The sequence below is a fragment of the Kineococcus auxinigenes genome (assembly GCF_050871525.1).
Taxonomy (GTDB): Bacteria; Actinomycetota; Actinomycetes; order Actinomycetales; family Kineococcaceae; genus Kineococcus.
This window is the reverse complement of sequence record NZ_JBKBCT010000077.1, coordinates 1-18,100: the sequence shown is the minus strand read 5'-3', so window position 1 is coordinate 18,100 and position 18,100 is coordinate 1. Positions and strand designations below refer to the sequence as shown.

The window sequence follows — 18,100 nt, the reverse complement described above, 5'->3', positions numbered from 1 at the left end:
CCGGCCTCCCGCAGGGTGCACCCGCGGGTGCGGCCGGCGCCCCGCCGACCGGCAGGTACCGGTCGAGCCAGAGCCAGACCCCGTCGGTGGACCGATGCTGACGGGCGTGCGGGGCGTCATATGGCGGACGCCCGCGGGAAGGAACCTCCGTGCTGATCGCACAGCGCCCCACCCTGACCGAAGACGTCGTCGACGAGTACCGCTCGCGCTTCGTCATCGAGCCCCTCGAGCCCGGTTTCGGGTACACCCTCGGCAACTCGCTGCGCCGGACCCTGCTGTCCTCCATCCCGGGGGCGGCCGTGACGAGCCTGCGCATCGACGGCGTCCTGCACGAGTTCACCAGCGTGCCGGGTGTCAAGGAGGACGTCACCGAGATCGTCCTCAACGTCAAGAACCTCGTGGTCTCCTCGGAGCACGACGAGCCCGTCGTGATGTACCTGCGCAAGCAGGGCCCCGGCGCGGTGACCGCCGCCGACATCGCGCCGCCGGCGGGTGTCGAGGTGCACAACCCCGACCTGCACATCGCCACCCTGAACGGCAAGGGCAAGCTCGAGATGGAGCTGACGGTCGAGCGCGGCCGCGGCTACGTCTCGGCGGCGCAGAACAAGTCCGGCGAGCAGGAGATCGGCCGCATCCCGGTCGACTCCATCTACTCGCCCGTGCTGAAGGTGACGTACAAGGTCGAGGCCACCCGCGTCGAGCAGCGGACCGACTTCGACCGCCTCGTCGTCGACGTCGAGACCAAGCACGCCATCACCCCCCGCGACGCCGTCGCCTCCGCAGGCAAGACGCTCGTGGAGCTGTTCGGCCTGGCCCGGGAGCTCAACGTCGAGGCCGAGGGCATCGACATGGGCCCCTCGCCCACCGACGCCGCGCTCGCCGCCGACCTCGCGCTGGAGATCGAGGCGCTGGACCTGACGGTCCGCTCCTACAACTGCCTCAAGCGCGAGGGCATCCACACCGTCGGCGAGCTGGTCTCGCGCAGCGAGGCCGACCTGCTCGACATCCGCAACTTCGGGCAGAAGTCCATCGACGAGGTGAAGGCCAAGCTGGCCGGCATGGCGCTGCACCTCAAGGACTCCCCGCCTGGGTTCGACCCGAGCACCGCCGTCAACGACTTCGAGGAGGACGACTCGTCCTTCGCCGAGGACGAGCAGCTCTGACCGTCCGCTGACCGCCACCCCGCACCGGGGTGACGGAGACCTTCGAGGAGATCGACAACCATGCCCACCCCCACCAAGGGTCCGCGGCTCGGCGGCGGGCCGGCCCACGAGAAGCTCATCCTCGCCAACCTGGCGACCTCGCTCTTCGAGCACCGCAGCATCACCACGACCGAGGCCAAGGCCCGCCGCCTGCGCCCGTTCGCGGAGAAGCTGATCACCTTCGCCAAGAAGGGTGACCTCGCGTCGCGCCGCCAGGTGATGAAGACGGTGCGCGACAAGTCCGTCGTGCACTTCCTCTTCACCGAGATCGGCCCGGCCATGGCCGAGCGCCAGGGCGGCTACACCCGCATCGTGAAGATCGGCCCCCGCAAGGGCGACAACGCCCCCATGGCGGTCATCCAGCTCGTCATGGAGCCGGTCAGCGCGAAGCAGGCCACCGTGCGCGAGGCCGAGCGGGCCGCCGCCGGTGCCGCTGCGGCCTCCACGGCCGCCGCGGTCGCCGCCGACGCCGAGGCGGGCGCCGCCGCGGCGGAGGAGCCGGTCGAGCCCGGCAGCGTCGACCAGCCCGACACCCTGCCCGAGGGCGACACCGCCGACACCGGCGTCGAGCTCGACGCCGCCGAGGCGGACCCGGCCGACGAGACCACCGGCACCACGCCGGTGACCGGCACCGAGGGCACCACCGAGGACAAGGCCTGAGCGCCACCCCCTCGAGCACCGGCGAGCCCGCCCTCCCCACCGGGGAGGGCGGGCTCGCCCGCTCCACGGCCCCGGACGCCGTGCACGGGGACGCCAGCACCCCGCCGGCGGTGAGGCTGCGGCTGGACCTGGGCTACGACGGCACCGGGTTCGCCGGCTGGGCCGAGCAGCCGGGCCTGCGCACCGTGCAGGGTGAGCTGACCGCCGCCCTGGGGCGCGTGCTGCGGCTGGAGCCGGCCCCGCGCCTGACCGTCGCCGGGCGCACCGACTCCGGGGTGCACGCGCGCGGCCAGGTGGCCCACGTCGACGTCCCGGCCGAGGCTCTGGCGGCCGCGCCCGGCCGCTCCGGTTCCGCGCCCGAGGAGGCGCTGCTGCGGCGCCTGGCCGGGGTCCTGCCCGCCGACGTCCGCGTGCACGGGGTGCACCGCGCGCCGGCCGGCTTCGACGCCCGCTTCTCCGCGCTGCGCCGCCGGTACGCCTACCGCGTCGACGACCACCCCGCCGGGGTGCCGCCGCTGCGCCGCCACGACGTGCTGGGGCACCGCCGCCCCCTGGACGTGACCGCCATGGACGCCGCCTCGCGCGCCCTGGTGGGCCTGCACGACTTCGCCGCCTACTGCAAGCCCCGCGAGGGCGCCACCACCGTGCGCACGCTGCTGGCGTACTCCTGGCGGCGCGAGGAGACGGGGCCCGACGCCGGCCTGCTCGTGGCCGACGTGCGGGCGGACGCCTTCTGCCACTCCATGGTGCGAGCCCTGGTGGGTGCGGCGCTGGCCGTGGGGGAGGGGCGGCGCGACGCCGACTGGCCCGTGCACGTGCTGCTGCGCGGGCTGCGCGACCCCGCAGTGGCGGTCGTGCCCGCGCACGGGCTGTGCCTGGAGGAGGTCGTCTACCCGCCCGACGCCGACCTCGCCGCCCGTGCCCGGCAGGCGCGCGCCGTGCGCGCGGCGCTGCCGCCCCGTTCCGACGGGTCCTGCGCGCCCCCGCGCTGAGGCGCTCGCGCGGGGGCGCGGGGGCGCGTGCCGCCGGCGCGGGGCGGTGGGGCAGGCTTGCGCCGTGCCCACGCTCGTCCTCGTCCGCCACGCCAAGGCGGACACGCCCCCCGGCCTGCAGGACATCGCCCGCCCCCTCACCGAGCGGGGCCGCGCCGACGCGGTCGCCGCCGGGCGCTGGCTGTCCGAGCACGTCGCCACCCCCGACCTGCTGGTGACCTCGCCCGCGCGGCGCACCGAGGAGACCACCGCCCGGCTGCTGGACGCCTGGGGCGTCGAGCCCGCGGTCGTCGACGAGGAGCGCGTGTACGAGGCGTCCCTCGGCGACCTGCTGCGCCTGGTGCGCGGGCTGGACACCGACCGCCCCGACGCCGTCGTCGTCCTGGTGGGGCACAACCCGGGCCTGAGCGACCTCACCGAGGTCCTCACCGGGCAGGTGCAGCAGCTGCGCACCGCGGGCATCGCCGTGCTGGACGTGTCGGGGCGGTGGGCCGACGCCGACAGCACCAGCTGCGCGCTGCGCACGGTGCACACCGCCCGGGCGTAGCCACCGCCCGGGGCCGGCGCCCGGGGGGCCCGCGGAAACCGGGCGCGTCCCGGCCCGGGACGGGGGCAGACTGACCCCCGTGGGTCACGTCGACGTCCAGGCCGTCAGTCACGAGCTGCCCGACGGGCGGCCGCTGCTGAACGAGGTGTCCTTCCGCGTCGCCGACGGGACCACCACCGCGCTGGTGGGTCCCAACGGCACCGGCAAGACGACGCTGCTGCGGCTGATCGCCGGCGACGAGCCGGTGCAGTCCGGTGCCGTGGCGCGCAGCGGCGGGCTCGGCGTCATGCGGCAGTTCGTGGGCTCGGTGCGCGACGGCACGACCGTCGGCGAGCTGCTGGTCTCGGTGGCCCCGCCGCAGCTGCGCCGCGCCGCCGCGGCCCTGGACGCCGCCGAGCTGGCGATGCTGGAGACCGACGCGGAGCGCGAGCAGATGCGCTACGCGCAGGCCATCGCCGACTACTCCGACGCCGGCGGCTACGACGCCGAGGTCGGCTGGGACGAGTGCGCCACCGCCGCCCTGGGCGTCGGCTTCGAGGCCTGCCGGCACCGGCTGGTGCGCACCCTGTCCGGCGGGGAGCAGAAGCGCCTGGTGCTGGAGGCGCTGCTGCGCGGGCCCGACGAGGTCCTGCTGCTGGACGAGCCGGACAACTACCTGGACGTGCCCGGCAAGCGATGGCTGGAGGAGCAGCTGCGCGCCACCGGCAAGTCGGTGCTGCTGGTCAGCCACGACCGCCAGCTGCTGTCCGCGGCGGCGGACCGCATCGTGACGCTGGAGCCGGGGGCCCTCGGCGCGGTCTCGTGGGTGCACGGCGGGTCCTTCGCCACCTACGGCCGGGCGCGCGCCGCGCGGGGGGAGCGGCTGGAGGAGCTGCGCCGGCGCTGGGACGAGGAGCGCGTCAAGCTGCGGGCGCTCGTGGTGACCCTGCGCGAGAGGTCGAAGTTCAACGACGGCATGGCCTCGCGCTACGCCGCGGCGCAGACGCGGCTGGCGCGGTTCGAGGAGGCCGGCCCGCCGCAGGCGCCGCCGGCCGTGCAGGACGTGCGGATGCGGCTGCGCGGCGGGCGCACCGGCAAGCGCGCGGTGGTCTGCGAGCGGCTGGGGCTGACCGGCCTGATGGAGCCGTTCGACGCCGAGCTGCACCTGGGCGACCGCGTCGCGGTCCTGGGCTCCAACGGCTCGGGCAAGTCGCACTTCCTGCGGCTGCTGGCCGCCGGCGGCTCGGACCCGGACGCCGAGCACGCGCCCGTCGACGAGCAGGCGGTGGCGCCCGTGCCGCACACCGGCACGGCCCGGCTGGGGGCGCGGGTGCGGCCGGGCTGGTTCGCGCAGACCCACGAGCAGCCGGCCCTGGTGGGCCGCTCCCTGCTGGACGTGCTGCACCGGGGCACCGCGCACCGCGCCGGGCTGGACCGCGAGGCGGCTTCGCGGGCCCTGGACCGCTACGGGCTGGCGGCGGCCGCCGAGCAGCGCTTCGAGCACCTCTCAGGCGGCCAGCAGGCGCGCCTGCAGATCCTGCTGCTGGAGCTCTCGGGCGCCACGCTGCTGCTGCTGGACGAGCCGACGGACAACCTGGACCTGCACTCGGCCGAGGCGCTGGAGCAGGCGCTGGCCGCGTTCGAGGGCACGGTGGTGGCCGTCACGCACGACCGCTGGTTCGCCCGCGGCTTCGACCGCTTCCTCGTCTTCGGCGCCGACGGGAGGGTCGTCGAGAGCAGCGAGCCGGTGTGGGACGTGGCCCGGGTGGCGCGGGCGCGCTGAGCCGCCCGGACCGCCGCCACGCAGCCGTTTTGACCCTTCGGCTCATCGCCGGGTAACGTCATGGGTCGTTGTGCCCACGCAGTGCCTGTCAGCCCGATCCCCGGAGCCGACGGCCCCGAGCGCGGGCCCGTTCCGCAACTGTTCTCGAGGAGATGGGCAAGCCCCGTGCGCACGTTCACCCCGAAGCCCGGCGACATCGACCGCCGCTGGCTCGTCATCGACGCGGAGGACGTGGTCCTGGGTCGCCTGGCGTCTCAGACCGCCGTCCTCCTGCGCGGCAAGCACAAGCCGACCTTCGCGCCGCACGTCGACGGCGGCGACTACGTCGTCATCGTCAACGCTGCGAAGGTGGCCCTGACGGGCTCCAAGCGCGACCAGAAGATCGCGTACCGGCACTCCGGCTTCCCGGGTGGCCTCAAGGCCACCGGTTACACCGAGCTGCTGGAGAAGAACCCCGAGAAGGCCGTCGAGAAGGCCATCCGCGGGATGCTTCCCAAGAACTCGCTGGGGCGGCAGATGCTGGCCAAGCTCAAGGTCTACGCCGGCCCGGAGCACCCCCACGCGGCGCAGCAGCCGCAGCCCTTCGAGCTGACCCAGGTCGCGCAGTGAGCACTGCGCCCACTGCGAACTGACTGAGGAGAACCGTGGCCGAGTACACCACCGAGACCGTCGACGACATCACCGAGACCGACGAGTTCACCGGCACCTACACCAGCGAGTCCGCGCAGCCGCAGACCGGCGGCAGCAGCGTGATCGCCCCCGGCGGGGCCACCGGCCGCCGCAAGGAGGCCGTCGCGCGCGTGCGCATCGTCCCCGGCTCCGGCAAGTGGACGATCAACGGCCGTGAGCTGGACAGCTACTTCCCGAACAAGGTGCACCAGCAGCTCGTCAACGAGCCGTTCCGGGTCACCGCGCTCGAGGGGTCCTTCGACGTCATCGCCCGCATCCACGGCGGTGGCTCCTCCGGTCAGGCCGGTGCGCTGCGCCTGGGCGTGGCCCGGGCCCTGAACGCGGTGGACCTCGAGGCGAACCGCCCGGCGCTGAAGAAGGCCGGCTTCCTGACCCGCGACCCGCGCGCCATCGAGCGCAAGAAGGCCGGTCTGAAGAAGGCCCGCAAGGCGCCGCAGTTCAGCAAGCGCTGATCCGCGCCCGCTGCGGCGGGCACGCACCGGCACGAACACCGCACGGCCCCGGGGGTACACGCCCCGGGGCCGTCGTGGTGTCAGGACGACATTGGACCGAGTGGGGGACGGACGCGGTGGGACGGCTCTTCGGCACCGACGGGGTGCGTGGTCTGGCGAACGTCGACCTGACGGCGGACATGGCGCTGGGGTTGTCGGTCGCGGCCGCCACCGTGCTCGCCGAGCCCGGCGGCGGTGCTCACCCGCGCGCCCTCGTGGCCCGCGACCCGCGCGTGTCCGGGCAGTTCCTGTCCGCGGCCGTGGTGGCCGGCCTGGCCAGTGCCGGGGTGGACGTGCTGGACGTGGGGGTCGTGCCCACGCCGGCGCTGGCGCACCTGGTCGGCGAGTCCGGCGCCGACTTCGGGGTCATGCTCTCCGCCTCCCACAACCCCATGCCCGACAACGGCCTGAAGATCTTCGCCCGCGGCGGCACCAAGCTGCCCGACGAGGTCGAGGACGCCGTCGAGCGGGAGTTCCGCTCCGGCGCCGGTCGCCGCCCCACCGGTGCGGCCGTGGGCCGCGTCCACTCCGGCCCGGACGTCGAGCAGGACGCCGCCGACACCTACGCCGCGCACCTGCTGTCCACCCTGCCGAACCGGCTGGACGGGCTGCACGTGGTGGTCGACTGCGCCAACGGCGCGGCCAGCGCCATCGCCCCGCGGGTGCTCGCCGAGGCCGGCGCGCGCGTCACCACGTTGTTCGCGCACCCCGACGGGCTGAACATCAACGACGGCTGCGGCTCCACCCACCTGGGCCCCCTCACCGAGGCCGTGCTCGCCCACGGCGCCGACGTCGGCATCGCCCACGACGGCGACGCCGACCGGTGCCTGGCCGTGGACGCCGCCGGGAACGTCGTCGACGGCGACCAGATCCTCGCGGTGCTCGCCCTGGCGCTGCGCGACCGCGGCGAGCTGCGCGAGTCCACCCTCGTGGCCACCGTGATGAGCAACCTGGGCCTGCGCCTGGCCATGCGCCGCGAGGGCGTGCGCATGGTGGAGACGGCCGTGGGGGACCGCTACGTGCTGGAGGCCCTGGGTGCCGGCGGCTGGAGCATCGGCGGCGAGCAGAGCGGGCACGTGGTGCTGCCCGCGCACGCCACCACCGGCGACGGCGTCCTGACCGCCCTGCACCTGCTGGCGCGGGTGGCGGGCACCGGCCGCTCCCTGGCCGACCTGGCGGGCGTCGTGCAGCGGCTGCCCCAGGTGCTCGTCAACGTGCGCGGGGTGGACAAGTCCCGCGCCGGTGCCGACGAGCACCTGCGCGACGCCGTCGCGGCGGCCGAGGCGGAGCTGGGCGAGACGGGCCGGGTGCTGCTGCGCCCCAGCGGCACCGAACCGCTGGTGCGGGTCATGGTGGAGGCCGCGCACACCGCGCACGCCCAGGAGATCGCCGACCGCCTCGCCGGGGTCGTGCAGCAGCGCCTGGCCCTGTAGCGCCCGGCCCCCGGAGCCTGGCGGAGCCTCTCCCGGTCGGGAAAACCTCTGGCGGGAGCGGCGCGCCCCCGGCTCACTGGTGCCGTGCGCATCGCGAAGACCTGCACGGACGACCCGGACCGCGGCGCGTGGGCCGCGGAGCACTTCGACGACTGGTACGCGGCGCTGGCTGCCGGCGAGTCCCACGGCCGCGCGGACCCGGCGCTGTGGCAGCCCGGCGAGCGGCGCGCCCAGCTCGAGCACGGCACCGTGGACGAGCGCATCCACCTCCTGCTGGCCCGCGGCGCGGACGGCACCCCGCTGGGCGCGGGCGAGGTGTGGCTGCCCGTGCACGACAACCTCCACCTCGCGCTCGTCGACGTCGCCGTGCCGGCGCGGCACCGCCGCCGCGGGGTGGGCACCGCCCTGCTGCGCGCCGCGCTGGACGTGGCCGCGGCCGCCGGCCGCACCCGCGTCCGCTCGACCACCGAGCGGCCCGTGGACGTGGCCGCCGGGGACTGGCCGGGCTCGGCGGCCGCGGCGGCGTGGGGCCTGCGGGTGGCGCAGGTGGCTGCCCGGCGCCAGCTGCTGCTGCCTCCGGCGCCGGGTCTGCTGCGGGAGCTGGAGCGCACCGCCGCTGCGCGCGCGACGGGGTACGCGGTGCGGACCTGGAGCGGGCCGGTCGCGCAGGCCGACGTCGACGCGCTCGCGCACCTCGCCTCCCGGATGAGCACCGACGCCCCGCAGGGCGAGCTGAGCACCACCCCGGAGGTGTGGGACGCGGACCGGGTGCGCGCAGGCGAGGCGCTGCGCGTCGCGCAGGGCCGCCGGTGGTGGACGGCGCTCGCCCTGGCCCCGGACGGCGCACCCGTCGGTTTCACCGTCCTGGTCAGCTCGTGCCACGAGCCGCAGCGGCTGCTGCAGCACGACACCCTGGTGGTGCGCGAGCACCGCGGCCGCCGGCTGGGGCTGCTGCTGAAGGTGGCGTGCCTGCGCGCGGCGCTGCGCGACGCGCCCGCCGCCGAGCGGGTCACCACCTGGAACGCGGTGGCGAACACGCCGATGATCGCCGTCAACGAGGCGCTGGGCTTCCGCTGCGACGAGGTCGTCGAGGAGCTGGAGGCGCCGGTCGAGCGGGTCCGCGCAGCGGTCGGGGTGGAGCCTGCGTGACGCCGCCGGCGCCGTTCAGATCTTGCGCAGCCGCACCTGCTGCACGGCGTGGTCGGGGCCCTTGCGCAGCACGCACGTGGCGCGGCCCCGCGTGGGGCGCACGTTGCCCACCAGGTTCGGCTCGTTGATGTCCGCCCAGATCTGCTCCGCCCGCGCCGCCGCCTCCTCGTCGCTGAGGCCGGCGTAGCGGCGGAAGTACGACTGGGGCCGGTTGAACGCGGTGCGCCGCAGCTCCAGGAAGCGCGACACGTACCAGGAGCGCACGTCGTCGGTGCGGGCGTCCACGTACAGGGAGAAGTCGAAGTAGTCGCTCACCGCCACGCCCTGCGTGCCGTCGGCGCGCACCCGCGCCGGCTGCAGCACGTTCAGGCCCTCCACGATGAGCACGTCGGGGCGGCGCACCACGATCTCCTCCCCGGGCACGATGTCGTACGTCAGGTGCGAGTACACCGGCGCGCGCACCTCCGCGGCCCCCGACTTCACGCTCGAGAGGAACCGCAGCAGCGCCCGACGGTCGTAGGACTCCGGGAACCCCTTGCGGTGCAGCAGCCCGCGCCGCTCCAGCTCCGCGTTCGGCAGCAGGAACCCGTCGGTGGTGACCAGTTCCACGTGCGGCGTCTCGGGCCAGTGCGAGAGCAGTTCGCGCAGCACGCGCGCCGTGGTGGACTTGCCCACCGCGACGGAACCGGCCACGCCGACGACGAACGGGGTGCGCCGGGCCCGCTCGCCCAGGAACGTCGACGTCGCCGCGTGCAGGCTGCCCGTGGCGCGCTCGTACAGCGTCAGCAGCCGCGACAGCGGCAGGTACACCTCCTCCACCTCGCGCAGGTCGACCCGGTCGCCCAGGCCGCGCAGGCGCGCCACGTCCTCGGCGGTCAGGGTCAGCGGGGTCGCGGCCCGCAGCCGGCTCCACTCGCCGCGGTCCAGCACGACGTAGGGAGACGCCTCGCGGGAGGGGTCGGGCGCGGCCGGCGCTTTCGCCGACGACGTCCCGGGCAGGGGTCCGGCCGTGCTCACCGGCGGCACGGTACCCGTTGCCGCTCGTGGCCCCGGCGCTCCACCCGGTCCGGAGGCGCCCCCGGACGGGTGGTGGCGCACAGCACCTGCACACCGCGCTCCCGGACCGGGCCGGGGACGGACCGTACGCTTGTGGACCATGTGCGGCATCGTGGGCTACGTCGGGCGACCCGGGACAACGGGCGCGGCAGGGGAGGACGGCGCCGCCGTCGTCCTGGAAGGGCTGCGGCGGCTGGAGTACCGCGGGTACGACTCGGCGGGCATCGCCGTCGTGACGGGCGCGGGGGTGGACGTGCGCAAGCGCGCCGGCAAGCTCGCCAACCTCGTCGAGCTGCTCGACGCCGACCCGCTCCCGGCGGCGGCCACCGCGATCGGGCACACCCGCTGGGCCACCCACGGCGGACCCACCGACGCCAACGCGCACCCGCACGTCGACGGCACCGGCCGCGTCGCGGTCATCCACAACGGCATCGTCGAGAACTTCGCGGTGCTGCGCGCCGAGCTGGTCGAGGCGGGCGTGGAGTTCACCAGCGAGACCGACACCGAGGTCGTCGCGCACCTGCTGGGCGCCGAGCAGGAGCGCACCGGCGACCTCACCGAGGCGATGCGCGCGGTGTGCGCCCGGCTCGAGGGCGCGTTCACGCTGCTGGCCGTGCACGCCGACACCCCCGGCGTCATCGTCGGCGCCCGCCGCAACTCCCCGCTGGTCGTCGGGCTGGGGGAGGGCGCGAACTACCTCGGCTCGGACGTGGCGGCGTTCATCGCGCACACCCGCGAGGCGCTGGAGCTGGGCCAGGACCAGGTCGTCACCATCACCCCCGAGCGCGTGGACGTCGTCGGGTTCGACGGCACCCCGGCGCAGGGGCGCCGCTTCCACGTCGACTGGGACGCCTCGGCCGCGGAGAAGGGGGGTTTCCCCAGCTTCATGGCCAAGGAGATCCACGACCAGCCGCAGGCCATCGCCGACACCCTGCTGGGCCGCACCGACACCACCGGGCGCCTGCAGCTGGACGAGATGAAGATCTCCGAGGCCGAGCTGCGCAGCGTCGACAAGATCGTCGTCGTCGCCTGCGGCACCGCCGCCTACGCCGGGCAGGTCGCCAAGTACGCGATCGAGCACTGGTGCCGCATCCCCGTGGAGGTGGAGCTCGCCCACGAGTTCCGCTACCGCGACCCCGTCGTCTCCGAGCGCACGCTCGTCGTGGCGATCTCGCAGTCCGGCGAGACCATGGACACGATCATGGCGGTGCGCCACGCCCGCGAGCAGGGCGCCAAGGTGCTCGCGATCTGCAACACCAACGGCTCCACGATCCCCCGCGAGTCCGACGCCGCGCTCTACACGCACGCCGGCCCGGAGATCGCGGTGGCCTCCACCAAGGCGTTCCTCGCGCAGATCACCGCCTGCTACCTGCTGGGGCTGTACCTGGCGCAGCTGCGCGGCAACAAGTTCGCCGACGAGGTCGCCGAGGTGCTCGAGCAGCTGCACGAGGTCCCCGGCCAGGTGCGCCAGGTGCTCGACGGCCTGGAGCAGGTCCGCGAGATCGCCCGGTCCATGGCCGACACCCGCTCGGTGCTGTTCCTGGGCAGGCACGTCGGCTACCCGGTGGCGATGGAGGGCGCGCTCAAGCTCAAGGAGCTGGCGTACATCCACGCCGAGGGCTTCGCCGCCGGCGAGCTCAAGCACGGCCCCATCGCCCTGGTCGAACCCGGCCAGCCGGTGTTCGTCGTGGTGCCCAGCCCGCGCGGGCGCGACTCCCTGCACGCCAAGGTCGTCTCCAACATCCAGGAGGTGCGCGCCCGGGGCGCCCGCACCCTCGTCATCGCCGAGCAGGGCGACACCGACGTCGAGCCGTACGCCGACGTCGTCATCCGCGTCCCGCGCACCTCCACGCTGCTGTCCCCGCTGCTGGCCGTGGTGCCGCTGCAGGTGTTCGCGTGCGAGCTCGCCACCGCCAAGGGCCTGGACGTCGACCAGCCCCGCAACCTCGCCAAGTCCGTCACCGTGGAGTGAGGCGACCCCGCCGCGGGCGGCCCGGACCCCGCGTGGGACCGTGGCCGCCTCGCGGAGGAGGTGGTGGGGCGTGATCGTCGGAGTGGGCATCGACGTCGTCGACATCGCGCGGTTCGTGCGCCAGGTGCAGCGCACGCCGCGGCTGCTGGACCGGCTGTTCGGCGACGGTGAGCGCGGCCTGCCCGCCGAGTCCCTCGCCGCGCGCTTCGCCGCCAAGGAGGCCGTCGCCAAGTCGCTCGGCGCGCCCGTGGGCCTGGTGTGGCGCGACGTCGTCGTCGAGCGCGAGGACGGCCACCGCCCCGAGATCGTCGTGCGCGGCAGCGCCGAGCGCATCGCCCGCGAGGCCGGCGTGCAGCGCTTCCACCTGTCCCTGTCGCACGACGCCGGCATCGCCACCGCCATGGTCGTCGCCGAGGGCGCGTGACGCTGGGCTGACGGGCGGTCGAGCCGCGTTGGGCCGTTCGGGGGGCCCCCGGCGCGCGCACGGGTCCCGGCGGTGCCAGGGTCGGGACGTGATCGAAGCGCACGCCACCGCCGACGTCCGCGCCGCTGAACGCACCGTGATGGCCACCGTGCCCGAGGGCACCCTCATGCAGCGCGCCGCCACCGCCCTGGACGCCGAGTGCGCCGCCGTGCTGCGCGCCTCCACCGGCCGCGTCACCGGCCGGCGCGTCGTCGTCCTCGCCGGCACCGGCGACAACGGCGGCGACGCCCTGTTCGCCGCCGCCCGCCTCGCCGGCCGCGGCGCCGGCGTCCTCGTCCTCACCACCGCCGACACCGCCCACCCCGCGGGCCTGGCCGCCGCCGTGGCCGCCGGCGCTCGCGTGCGCCCCTTCGGCGACGACGGCCCCGCCGCCTGCCGCGCCGCGGACCTCCTGCTCGACGGCGTCGCCGGCATCGGCGGGCGCGGCGGGCTGCGCGCGCCCCTGGACGAACTGCCCGAGGCGCTGGCCGGTGCCGGTGTCGACGGGCCCGTCGTCGTGGCCGTCGACGTGCCCAGCGGGCTGGACGCCGACCGCGGCGCCGTGGAGGGCGGCGTCCTCGACGCCGACGTCACCGTCACCTTCGGCACCGCGAAGCCGGCCCACCTGCTCGCGCCCGCCGCCGCCCGCTGCGGGCGCGTCGTCGTCGCCGACATCGGGGTGCGCGGTGAACTGCCGGCCCCCGCGGTGCGCCGGGTCGAGCCCGCCGACGTCGCCGCCCGCTGGCGCCGGCCCGGCCCCGGGGACGACAAGTACTCCCGCGGTGTCGTCGGTGTCGTCGCCGGCGGCCCCGACTACACCGGCGCCGCCCTGCTGGCCGTGGACGCCGCCGTGCGCGCCGGGGCCGGCATGGTGCGCTACCTGGGCCCCGAGCACCCCGCGGAGCTGGTGCGGCACCACCGCCCCGAGGCCGTCGTCGGGCCCGGGCGGGTGCAGGCGTGGGTGCTGGGCCCCGGCGTCTCCCCGGACGACGCCGAGCAGCAGGCCCGCGTGCGCGAGGCCCTGGCCTCCGGCGAGCCCGCCGTCGTCGACGCCGGCGCCCTCGCCGGGCTGCCCGAGGGGCTGGGCCCGCAGCACGTCCTCACCCCGCACGCCGGGGAGCTGTCCCGCCTGCTCGGGGTCCTCGGCGAGGACGTGCCGCGCGCCGTCGTCGAGGCCGACCCGCTGCCGCACGCGCGCCGCGCCGCCGCCGCCACCGGCGCCACCGTGCTGCTCAAGGGCGCCGTCACCACCGTCGCCGGCCCGGACGGGCGCGTGTTCACCGCCGCCGCCGCGCCCGCGTGGCTGGCCACCGCCGGGGCGGGGGACGTGCTCGCCGGGGTGCTCGGTGCCGCCCTGGCCTCGCGGGCCGACGACCTCGCGCGGGACCCGGCGCTGGCCGCGGAGGTCGCCGCCGACGCCGCCGTGCTGCACGGCTGGGCCGCCGAGCTGGCCAGCGCGGGCGGGCCGCTGAGCGCCCTGGACGTCGCCGAGGCGGTGCCGGCGGCGCTGACGTCGCTGCCCGGCTGGTAGGCCGCCCGGGTGGTCGGGGCGCGGTGACTGCCGGGTGGCGCGGCGACCGGCTCTCCGCTCGCGCCGACGCGGGTGCACCACCACGGGTTCGGTGGTCGAGGCGCGAGCTCCGGACGCCGCCTGCCGCACCACCCGGCAGCCACCGCTCCCAGGTCCCGGGCGCCGAACTGGGCAGCGACGCCGCGCCGCCGTGGGGGGAGAGGGAGGGGCCGGGGCGCCGGGTACCGTCGGGGACGTGGGTTCACCCGTGGAGGAAGCCGCGCACCCGGCGCCGGACCCGACCGCCGACGCGCCGGCCGCCACCGCACCGTCCTCGCCGCCCGAGCCGTCGCCGGGCCTGCCGGCCGAGGCCGTCGTCGACCTGGACGCGATCGCCGGCAACGCCGCCGTCCTGCGCGAGCGGTTGGGGGCGGCGCAGCTCATGGCCGTGGTCAAGGCCGACGGGTACGGGCACGGCGCCGTCCCCGCGGCCCGGGCGGCGCTCGCCGGCGGTGCGACGTGGCTGGGCGTGGCGCACGTGCACGAGGCCCTCGCGCTGCGGCGGGCGGGCGTCACCGCGCCCGTGCTGGCGTGGCTGCTCACCCCGGGGCTGGACCTGCGCGCGGCGGTGGCGGCGGACGTGGACCTGTCGGTGGCCGCGCCGTGGGCGCTGGCGGAGGTCGTGGCCGCCGCGCGCGCCACCGGGCGCACCGCCGGGATCCACCTGGAGCTGGACACCGGCATGTCCCGCGGGGGTGCTTCCCCGGCGCAGTGGGCGGACCTGCTGGACGCGGTCGCCGCGCACGTGGCGGAGGGCGCGGTGCGGGTGCGCGGCACCTGGGCGCACTTCGCCTCCGCCGACGCCCCCGGGGACGCCTCCGTGGACGCGCAGCTGGACGCCTTCACCGGTGCCGTCGCCGTCGCCCGCGCCCGCGGGGTCGACCCCGGTCTGCTGCACCACGCGAACTCCCCGGCGGCGCTGTTCGACCCCCGGGCCCGCTTCGACCTGGCCCGCTGCGGCATCGCCCTGTACGGGGTCAGCCCCGCCCCGCACGTGGCGTCCTGCGCGCAGCTGGGGCTGGTGCCGGCGATGACGCTGACGGCGCGGCTGGCGCACGTGCGCCCGGTGCCGGCCGGGGCGGGCGTCTCCTACGGCCTGACCCACCGCACCCCCCGCGCCACGACGCTGGGCCTGGTGCCCGTGGGGTACGGCGACGGGCTGCCGCGGCACGCCTCCTCGCGCCCCGGCGGCGGCGGGTCGGTGCTGGTGGCCGGGCGGCGCAGACCCGTGCTGGGCAGGGTGTGCATGGACCAGGTGGTCGTCGACCTCGGCGGCGAGACGCCGGCGCCGGGGGAGGCGGTGGTGCTCTTCGGTGCGGGGGAGGCCGCCGGGCGGCCGGAGGAGCCGACGGCGCAGGACTGGGCCGAGGCCGCCGGCACGATCGCGTACGAGGTGGTCACGCGCATCGGGCCGCGGGTGCCGCGCCGGTGGACGGGGCGCGCGGGCATGGGGGGCGCGCAGTGAGGGTCGCCGGGGTGCTGCGCCCGCGCCGGCGCGCGGCACCCGTGCGCGAGGAGCTGCAGCCGCTGGCGGGGGAACCGGTGGAGGTGGTCACCGACGACGGCGCGCGCCTGCACGTGGAGGTCGACCCCGCCGACGCGGCCGCGCCGGGCGCGCCGACCGTCGTGCTGCTGCACGGCTACGGGCTGTCGGCCGACGCCTGGCACTTCCAGCGACTGGCGCTGCGCGGCCGCCACCGCCTCGTGCTGCCCGAGCACCGCGGCCACGGCCGCTCCACCCGGGGCCCGGCCGGACCGGTGGCGGTGGCGCGGCTGGCCGACGACCTGGGGCAGGTGCTCGACGTCGTGGCCCCCGAGGGCCCGCTGGCGCTCGTGGGCCACTCCCTCGGCGGCATGACGATCATGGAGCTGGCGGTGCGCCGCCCCGACCTGCTCGAGCGCACCCGCGCCGTCGGGCTGGTCGCCACCAGCTCCGGCGGGCTGGCCGCCTTCGACCACGGCCTGCCGCTGCTGGGCCGGCACCTGGTGCGCTGGGCCGAGCAGGCGCTGCAGCGCACCGCGGAGCGCGCCGACGTCCTCGAGCGCAGCCGCCGGCGGGCCGCGGACGTGGAGCAGCGCCTGGTCTCGCACTGGTCGTTCGCCTCCCCGGTGTCCCCGGAGGTGGAGCGGCTGGCCGCGCGCATGATGGCCGAGACCTCGGTGGGCACCATCGCCGACCTGCTGCCGGCCTTCGGCACCCTCGACGAGAGCGAGGCGCTGGCCGCGCTGGCCGGGCGGGCGGTGCTGGTGATCGCCGCCGAGCGCGACCTCATGACCCCCGCGGCGCACGGGCGCACCATCGCCGACGCCGTCCCCGGGGCCGAGCACGTGCTGGTGCGGCAGGCGGGGCACCTGGTGATGCTGGAGCACCCCGCCGTGGTCACCGCGCGCCTGGAGCGGTTGCTGGCGCGCGCCGCCGGGGACGGCGGCCCCGGCGCGGGCCACGAGGTCGTCCTGCCGGTCGCCGCCCGCTCGCGCGCCCGGCGGGGGCGGCGGTGAGCGCGCCGCTGGAGCTGGTGCTGGCCACCGCGCACGCCACCGGTGAGTTCGGCCGGCGCCTGGGGGCGCTGCTGCGCGCCGGTGACCTGGTGGTCCTGTCCGGTGACGTGGGCGCGGGCAAGACGACGATGACGCGCGGGCTGGCCGAGGGGCTGGGCGTGCGGGGGCCGGTGACGTCCCCCACGTTCGTCATCGCGCGGGTGCACCCGTCGCTGGTCGGCGGCCCGCCGCTGGTGCACGTGGACGCCTACCGGGTCGGCTCCCTGGCGGAGGTCGACGACCTGGACCTGGACGCCGACGCCGACGAGGCCGTCACGGTCGTGGAGTGGGGCGCCGGGCTGGTGGAGGACCTCGCCGGGCAGCGCCTGGAGGTGCACCTGGAACGCCCGCACGGCGCGGCACCGGTGGGGGAGTCCGGTGAGGTGCCGGTGGAGCCGCGCACAGCGCGCGTGCTCGGGCACGGCCGGCGGTGGGCGGACGTGGATCTGGCCGACGCGCTGAGCGGGGTGTGAGCGGCGGCGCCCGCGCGCTGACCCGTGGTCGGGGCCCGGGCCTGGTTCAGGGGCGGCCCGTGGGCTCCGCCAGCCGCTCCAGCCAGCCGACGACCGCGCCGGAGAACTCCGGAGGCGGTGCCCCCGGCACGGACGTCAGCGCCCGCTCCCACGACAGCGCCCGGGTGATCGACCCCAGGTGGGTGGCGAGGTCGGCGGCGCGGTGCAGCCGCGCGGGGTCCCCGCTCCAGCCGGCCAGGTAGGCGGTCCGGTCGCCGTCGGCGTGCCCGGTGCGTGCGCCGACCCGCAGGCTGGTGAAGGGGTGGCCCACGCAGGCGTCGCCCCAGTCGAAGGGGCGCAGCCCGGCGGCGAAGACGTTGCCGTCGTGCAGGTCGTCGTGCTGCACGGTGGGTGCCGGCCCCAGCTCGGCCAGTTCCGCCGCCTCGTCCGCGACGAGCGGCAGCAGGTGGCGCAGGTGCGGTGCGCGGCGGCCGACGACGTCGGCGGCGACCTCCGCGAGCACCTCGGGCCGCGTGTCGGGGACTCCGGCGGCCAGCAGCTCCGCGGCCTGCGGGGTGGCGGCGCGCTGCAGCTCGGCGTACCCGGCCAGGGCTGCGGGCCAGCGGTCCTGCTCCTCGCCCGCGTCCCGCAGGGTGGGGCCGCCGTCCGGCAGCAGCAACCACCCGCGCGCGGCGTCGGCCGCGAGCGGGGCCAGGACGTGCGGGGCGCCCCGCGCGGCGAGGACGACCACCAGCGCGACCTCGTGCGCGAGCGCCGGCGGGCACGCCTTCAGCCACGCCCGACCGCCCGCGGTGGGCAGCCACCACACCCGCGACCACGGCCGCCGCTTGACCAGCACCGGCTCGCCGCTGACCTCCAGGTGCCCGGCGGCCCAGCGCAGCACCTCGGTGGCGTCGGTCCCCTCCGCAGCGCTGCGCACGCGGTCAGCCTCGCGGGTCGGGGCCCCGACCGCCAGGCCCGGAGCTGCCGGGGTCCTAAGAGCGACCGGCAGTAGGCGGACCGGGCAGGGTGGCTCAAGCACTCGGTGAGGGTCTGGCGTGTCACGGACCCAGGCGAGCACGGGCCCCGGTGATCATGGAGTTCTCTACGCTTCAAGATCACC

17 protein-coding genes are annotated in these 18,100 nt (G+C 76.6%); 15 read left to right on the top strand and 2 right to left on the bottom strand.

Annotation, left to right across the window (positions count from 1 at the left end):
• Positions 1-149: 149 nt before the first annotated feature.
• From ACRYR9_RS16775 to ACRYR9_RS16735, 9 genes are all read left to right on the top strand, one after another.
• Complete coding sequence (locus tag ACRYR9_RS16775; protein WP_432497911.1) at positions 150-1,163, top strand: DNA-directed RNA polymerase subunit alpha; 1,014 nt, start codon at positions 150-152, stop codon at positions 1,161-1,163.
• A gap of 60 nt (positions 1,164-1,223) precedes the next feature.
• On the top strand, positions 1,224-1,862 hold the full coding sequence (rplQ, locus tag ACRYR9_RS16770; protein WP_432497909.1) for a 50S ribosomal protein L17: 639 nt from the start codon (positions 1,224-1,226) through the stop codon (positions 1,860-1,862).
• A gap of 110 nt (positions 1,863-1,972) precedes the next feature.
• Positions 1,973-2,854 carry a tRNA pseudouridine synthase A gene (locus ACRYR9_RS16765; protein ID WP_432497906.1) on the top strand — a complete coding sequence of 294 codons (882 nt, stop codon included), beginning with the start codon at positions 1,973-1,975 and terminating at the stop codon, positions 2,852-2,854.
• Between the two features lie 64 nt (positions 2,855-2,918).
• Positions 2,919-3,401: a SixA phosphatase family protein gene (locus tag ACRYR9_RS16760; protein ID WP_432497904.1), complete on the top strand. Its 483-nt coding sequence runs from the start codon at positions 2,919-2,921 to the stop codon at positions 3,399-3,401.
• A 79-nt stretch (positions 3,402-3,480) separates the two neighbouring features.
• Positions 3,481-5,163 carry an ABC-F family ATP-binding cassette domain-containing protein gene (locus ACRYR9_RS16755; protein ID WP_432497901.1) on the top strand — a complete coding sequence of 561 codons (1,683 nt, stop codon included), beginning with the start codon at positions 3,481-3,483 and terminating at the stop codon, positions 5,161-5,163.
• Between the two features lie 165 nt (positions 5,164-5,328).
• On the top strand, positions 5,329-5,772 hold the full coding sequence (gene rplM, locus ACRYR9_RS16750) for a 50S ribosomal protein L13 (protein ID WP_432497898.1): 444 nt from the start codon (positions 5,329-5,331) through the stop codon (positions 5,770-5,772).
• Between the two features lie 35 nt (positions 5,773-5,807).
• Complete coding sequence (rpsI, locus tag ACRYR9_RS16745) at positions 5,808-6,305, top strand: 30S ribosomal protein S9 (protein WP_432497895.1); 498 nt, start codon at positions 5,808-5,810, stop codon at positions 6,303-6,305.
• A gap of 116 nt (positions 6,306-6,421) precedes the next feature.
• On the top strand, positions 6,422-7,777 hold the full coding sequence (glmM, locus tag ACRYR9_RS16740) for a phosphoglucosamine mutase (RefSeq protein ID WP_432497892.1): 1,356 nt from the start codon (positions 6,422-6,424) through the stop codon (positions 7,775-7,777).
• Positions 7,778-7,861: 84 nt separating this feature from the next.
• Positions 7,862-8,926, top strand: a complete 1,065-nt coding sequence (locus ACRYR9_RS16735) for a GNAT family N-acetyltransferase (RefSeq protein WP_432497889.1) — start codon at positions 7,862-7,864, stop codon at positions 8,924-8,926.
• A gap of 15 nt (positions 8,927-8,941) precedes the next feature.
• Here the strand turns inward: ACRYR9_RS16735 and coaA are convergent, their stop codons facing one another.
• On the bottom strand, positions 8,942-9,925 hold the full coding sequence (gene coaA, locus ACRYR9_RS16730) for a type I pantothenate kinase (RefSeq protein ID WP_432497916.1): 984 nt from the start codon (positions 9,923-9,925) through the stop codon (positions 8,942-8,944).
• Between the two features lie 157 nt (positions 9,926-10,082).
• Here coaA and glmS point away from each other — a divergent pair, with 157 nt between their 5' ends.
• From glmS to tsaE, 6 genes are all read left to right on the top strand, one after another.
• Positions 10,083-11,954, top strand: coding sequence for a glutamine--fructose-6-phosphate transaminase (isomerizing) (gene glmS, locus ACRYR9_RS16725; protein ID WP_432497887.1), 1,872 nt, complete (start codon positions 10,083-10,085; stop codon positions 11,952-11,954).
• Between the two features lie 70 nt (positions 11,955-12,024).
• Positions 12,025-12,378 carry a holo-ACP synthase gene (locus ACRYR9_RS16720; protein ID WP_432497884.1) on the top strand — a complete coding sequence of 118 codons (354 nt, stop codon included), beginning with the start codon at positions 12,025-12,027 and terminating at the stop codon, positions 12,376-12,378.
• 88 nt (positions 12,379-12,466) lie between these two features.
• On the top strand, positions 12,467-13,948 hold the full coding sequence (locus ACRYR9_RS16715; RefSeq protein ID WP_432497882.1) for an NAD(P)H-hydrate epimerase: 1,482 nt from the start codon (positions 12,467-12,469) through the stop codon (positions 13,946-13,948).
• A gap of 337 nt (positions 13,949-14,285) precedes the next feature.
• Positions 14,286-15,452 carry an alanine racemase gene (alr, locus tag ACRYR9_RS16710; RefSeq protein WP_432497914.1) on the top strand — a complete coding sequence of 389 codons (1,167 nt, stop codon included), beginning with the start codon at positions 14,286-14,288 and terminating at the stop codon, positions 15,450-15,452.
• On the top strand, positions 15,449-16,486 hold the full coding sequence (locus ACRYR9_RS16705) for an alpha/beta fold hydrolase (RefSeq protein ID WP_432497880.1): 1,038 nt from the start codon (positions 15,449-15,451) through the stop codon (positions 16,484-16,486). Before alr ends, ACRYR9_RS16705 begins: the two co-directional genes overlap by 4 nt.
• Entirely contained in the window at positions 16,483-16,998 is a 516-nt protein-coding gene (gene tsaE, locus ACRYR9_RS16700; RefSeq protein ID WP_432497878.1) for a tRNA (adenosine(37)-N6)-threonylcarbamoyltransferase complex ATPase subunit type 1 TsaE, read from the top strand. The genes ACRYR9_RS16705 and tsaE overlap by 4 nt, the downstream gene beginning before the upstream one ends.
• Positions 16,999-17,044: 46 nt before the next feature.
• Here tsaE and ACRYR9_RS16695 read toward each other — a convergent pair whose 3' ends face one another.
• The gene (locus ACRYR9_RS16695; protein WP_432497876.1) at positions 17,045-17,917 is read right to left on the bottom strand and encodes an aminoglycoside phosphotransferase family protein; all 873 of its coding nucleotides are present in this window, start codon (positions 17,915-17,917) and stop codon (positions 17,045-17,047) included.
• Between the last annotated feature and the right edge of the window lie 183 nt (positions 17,918-18,100).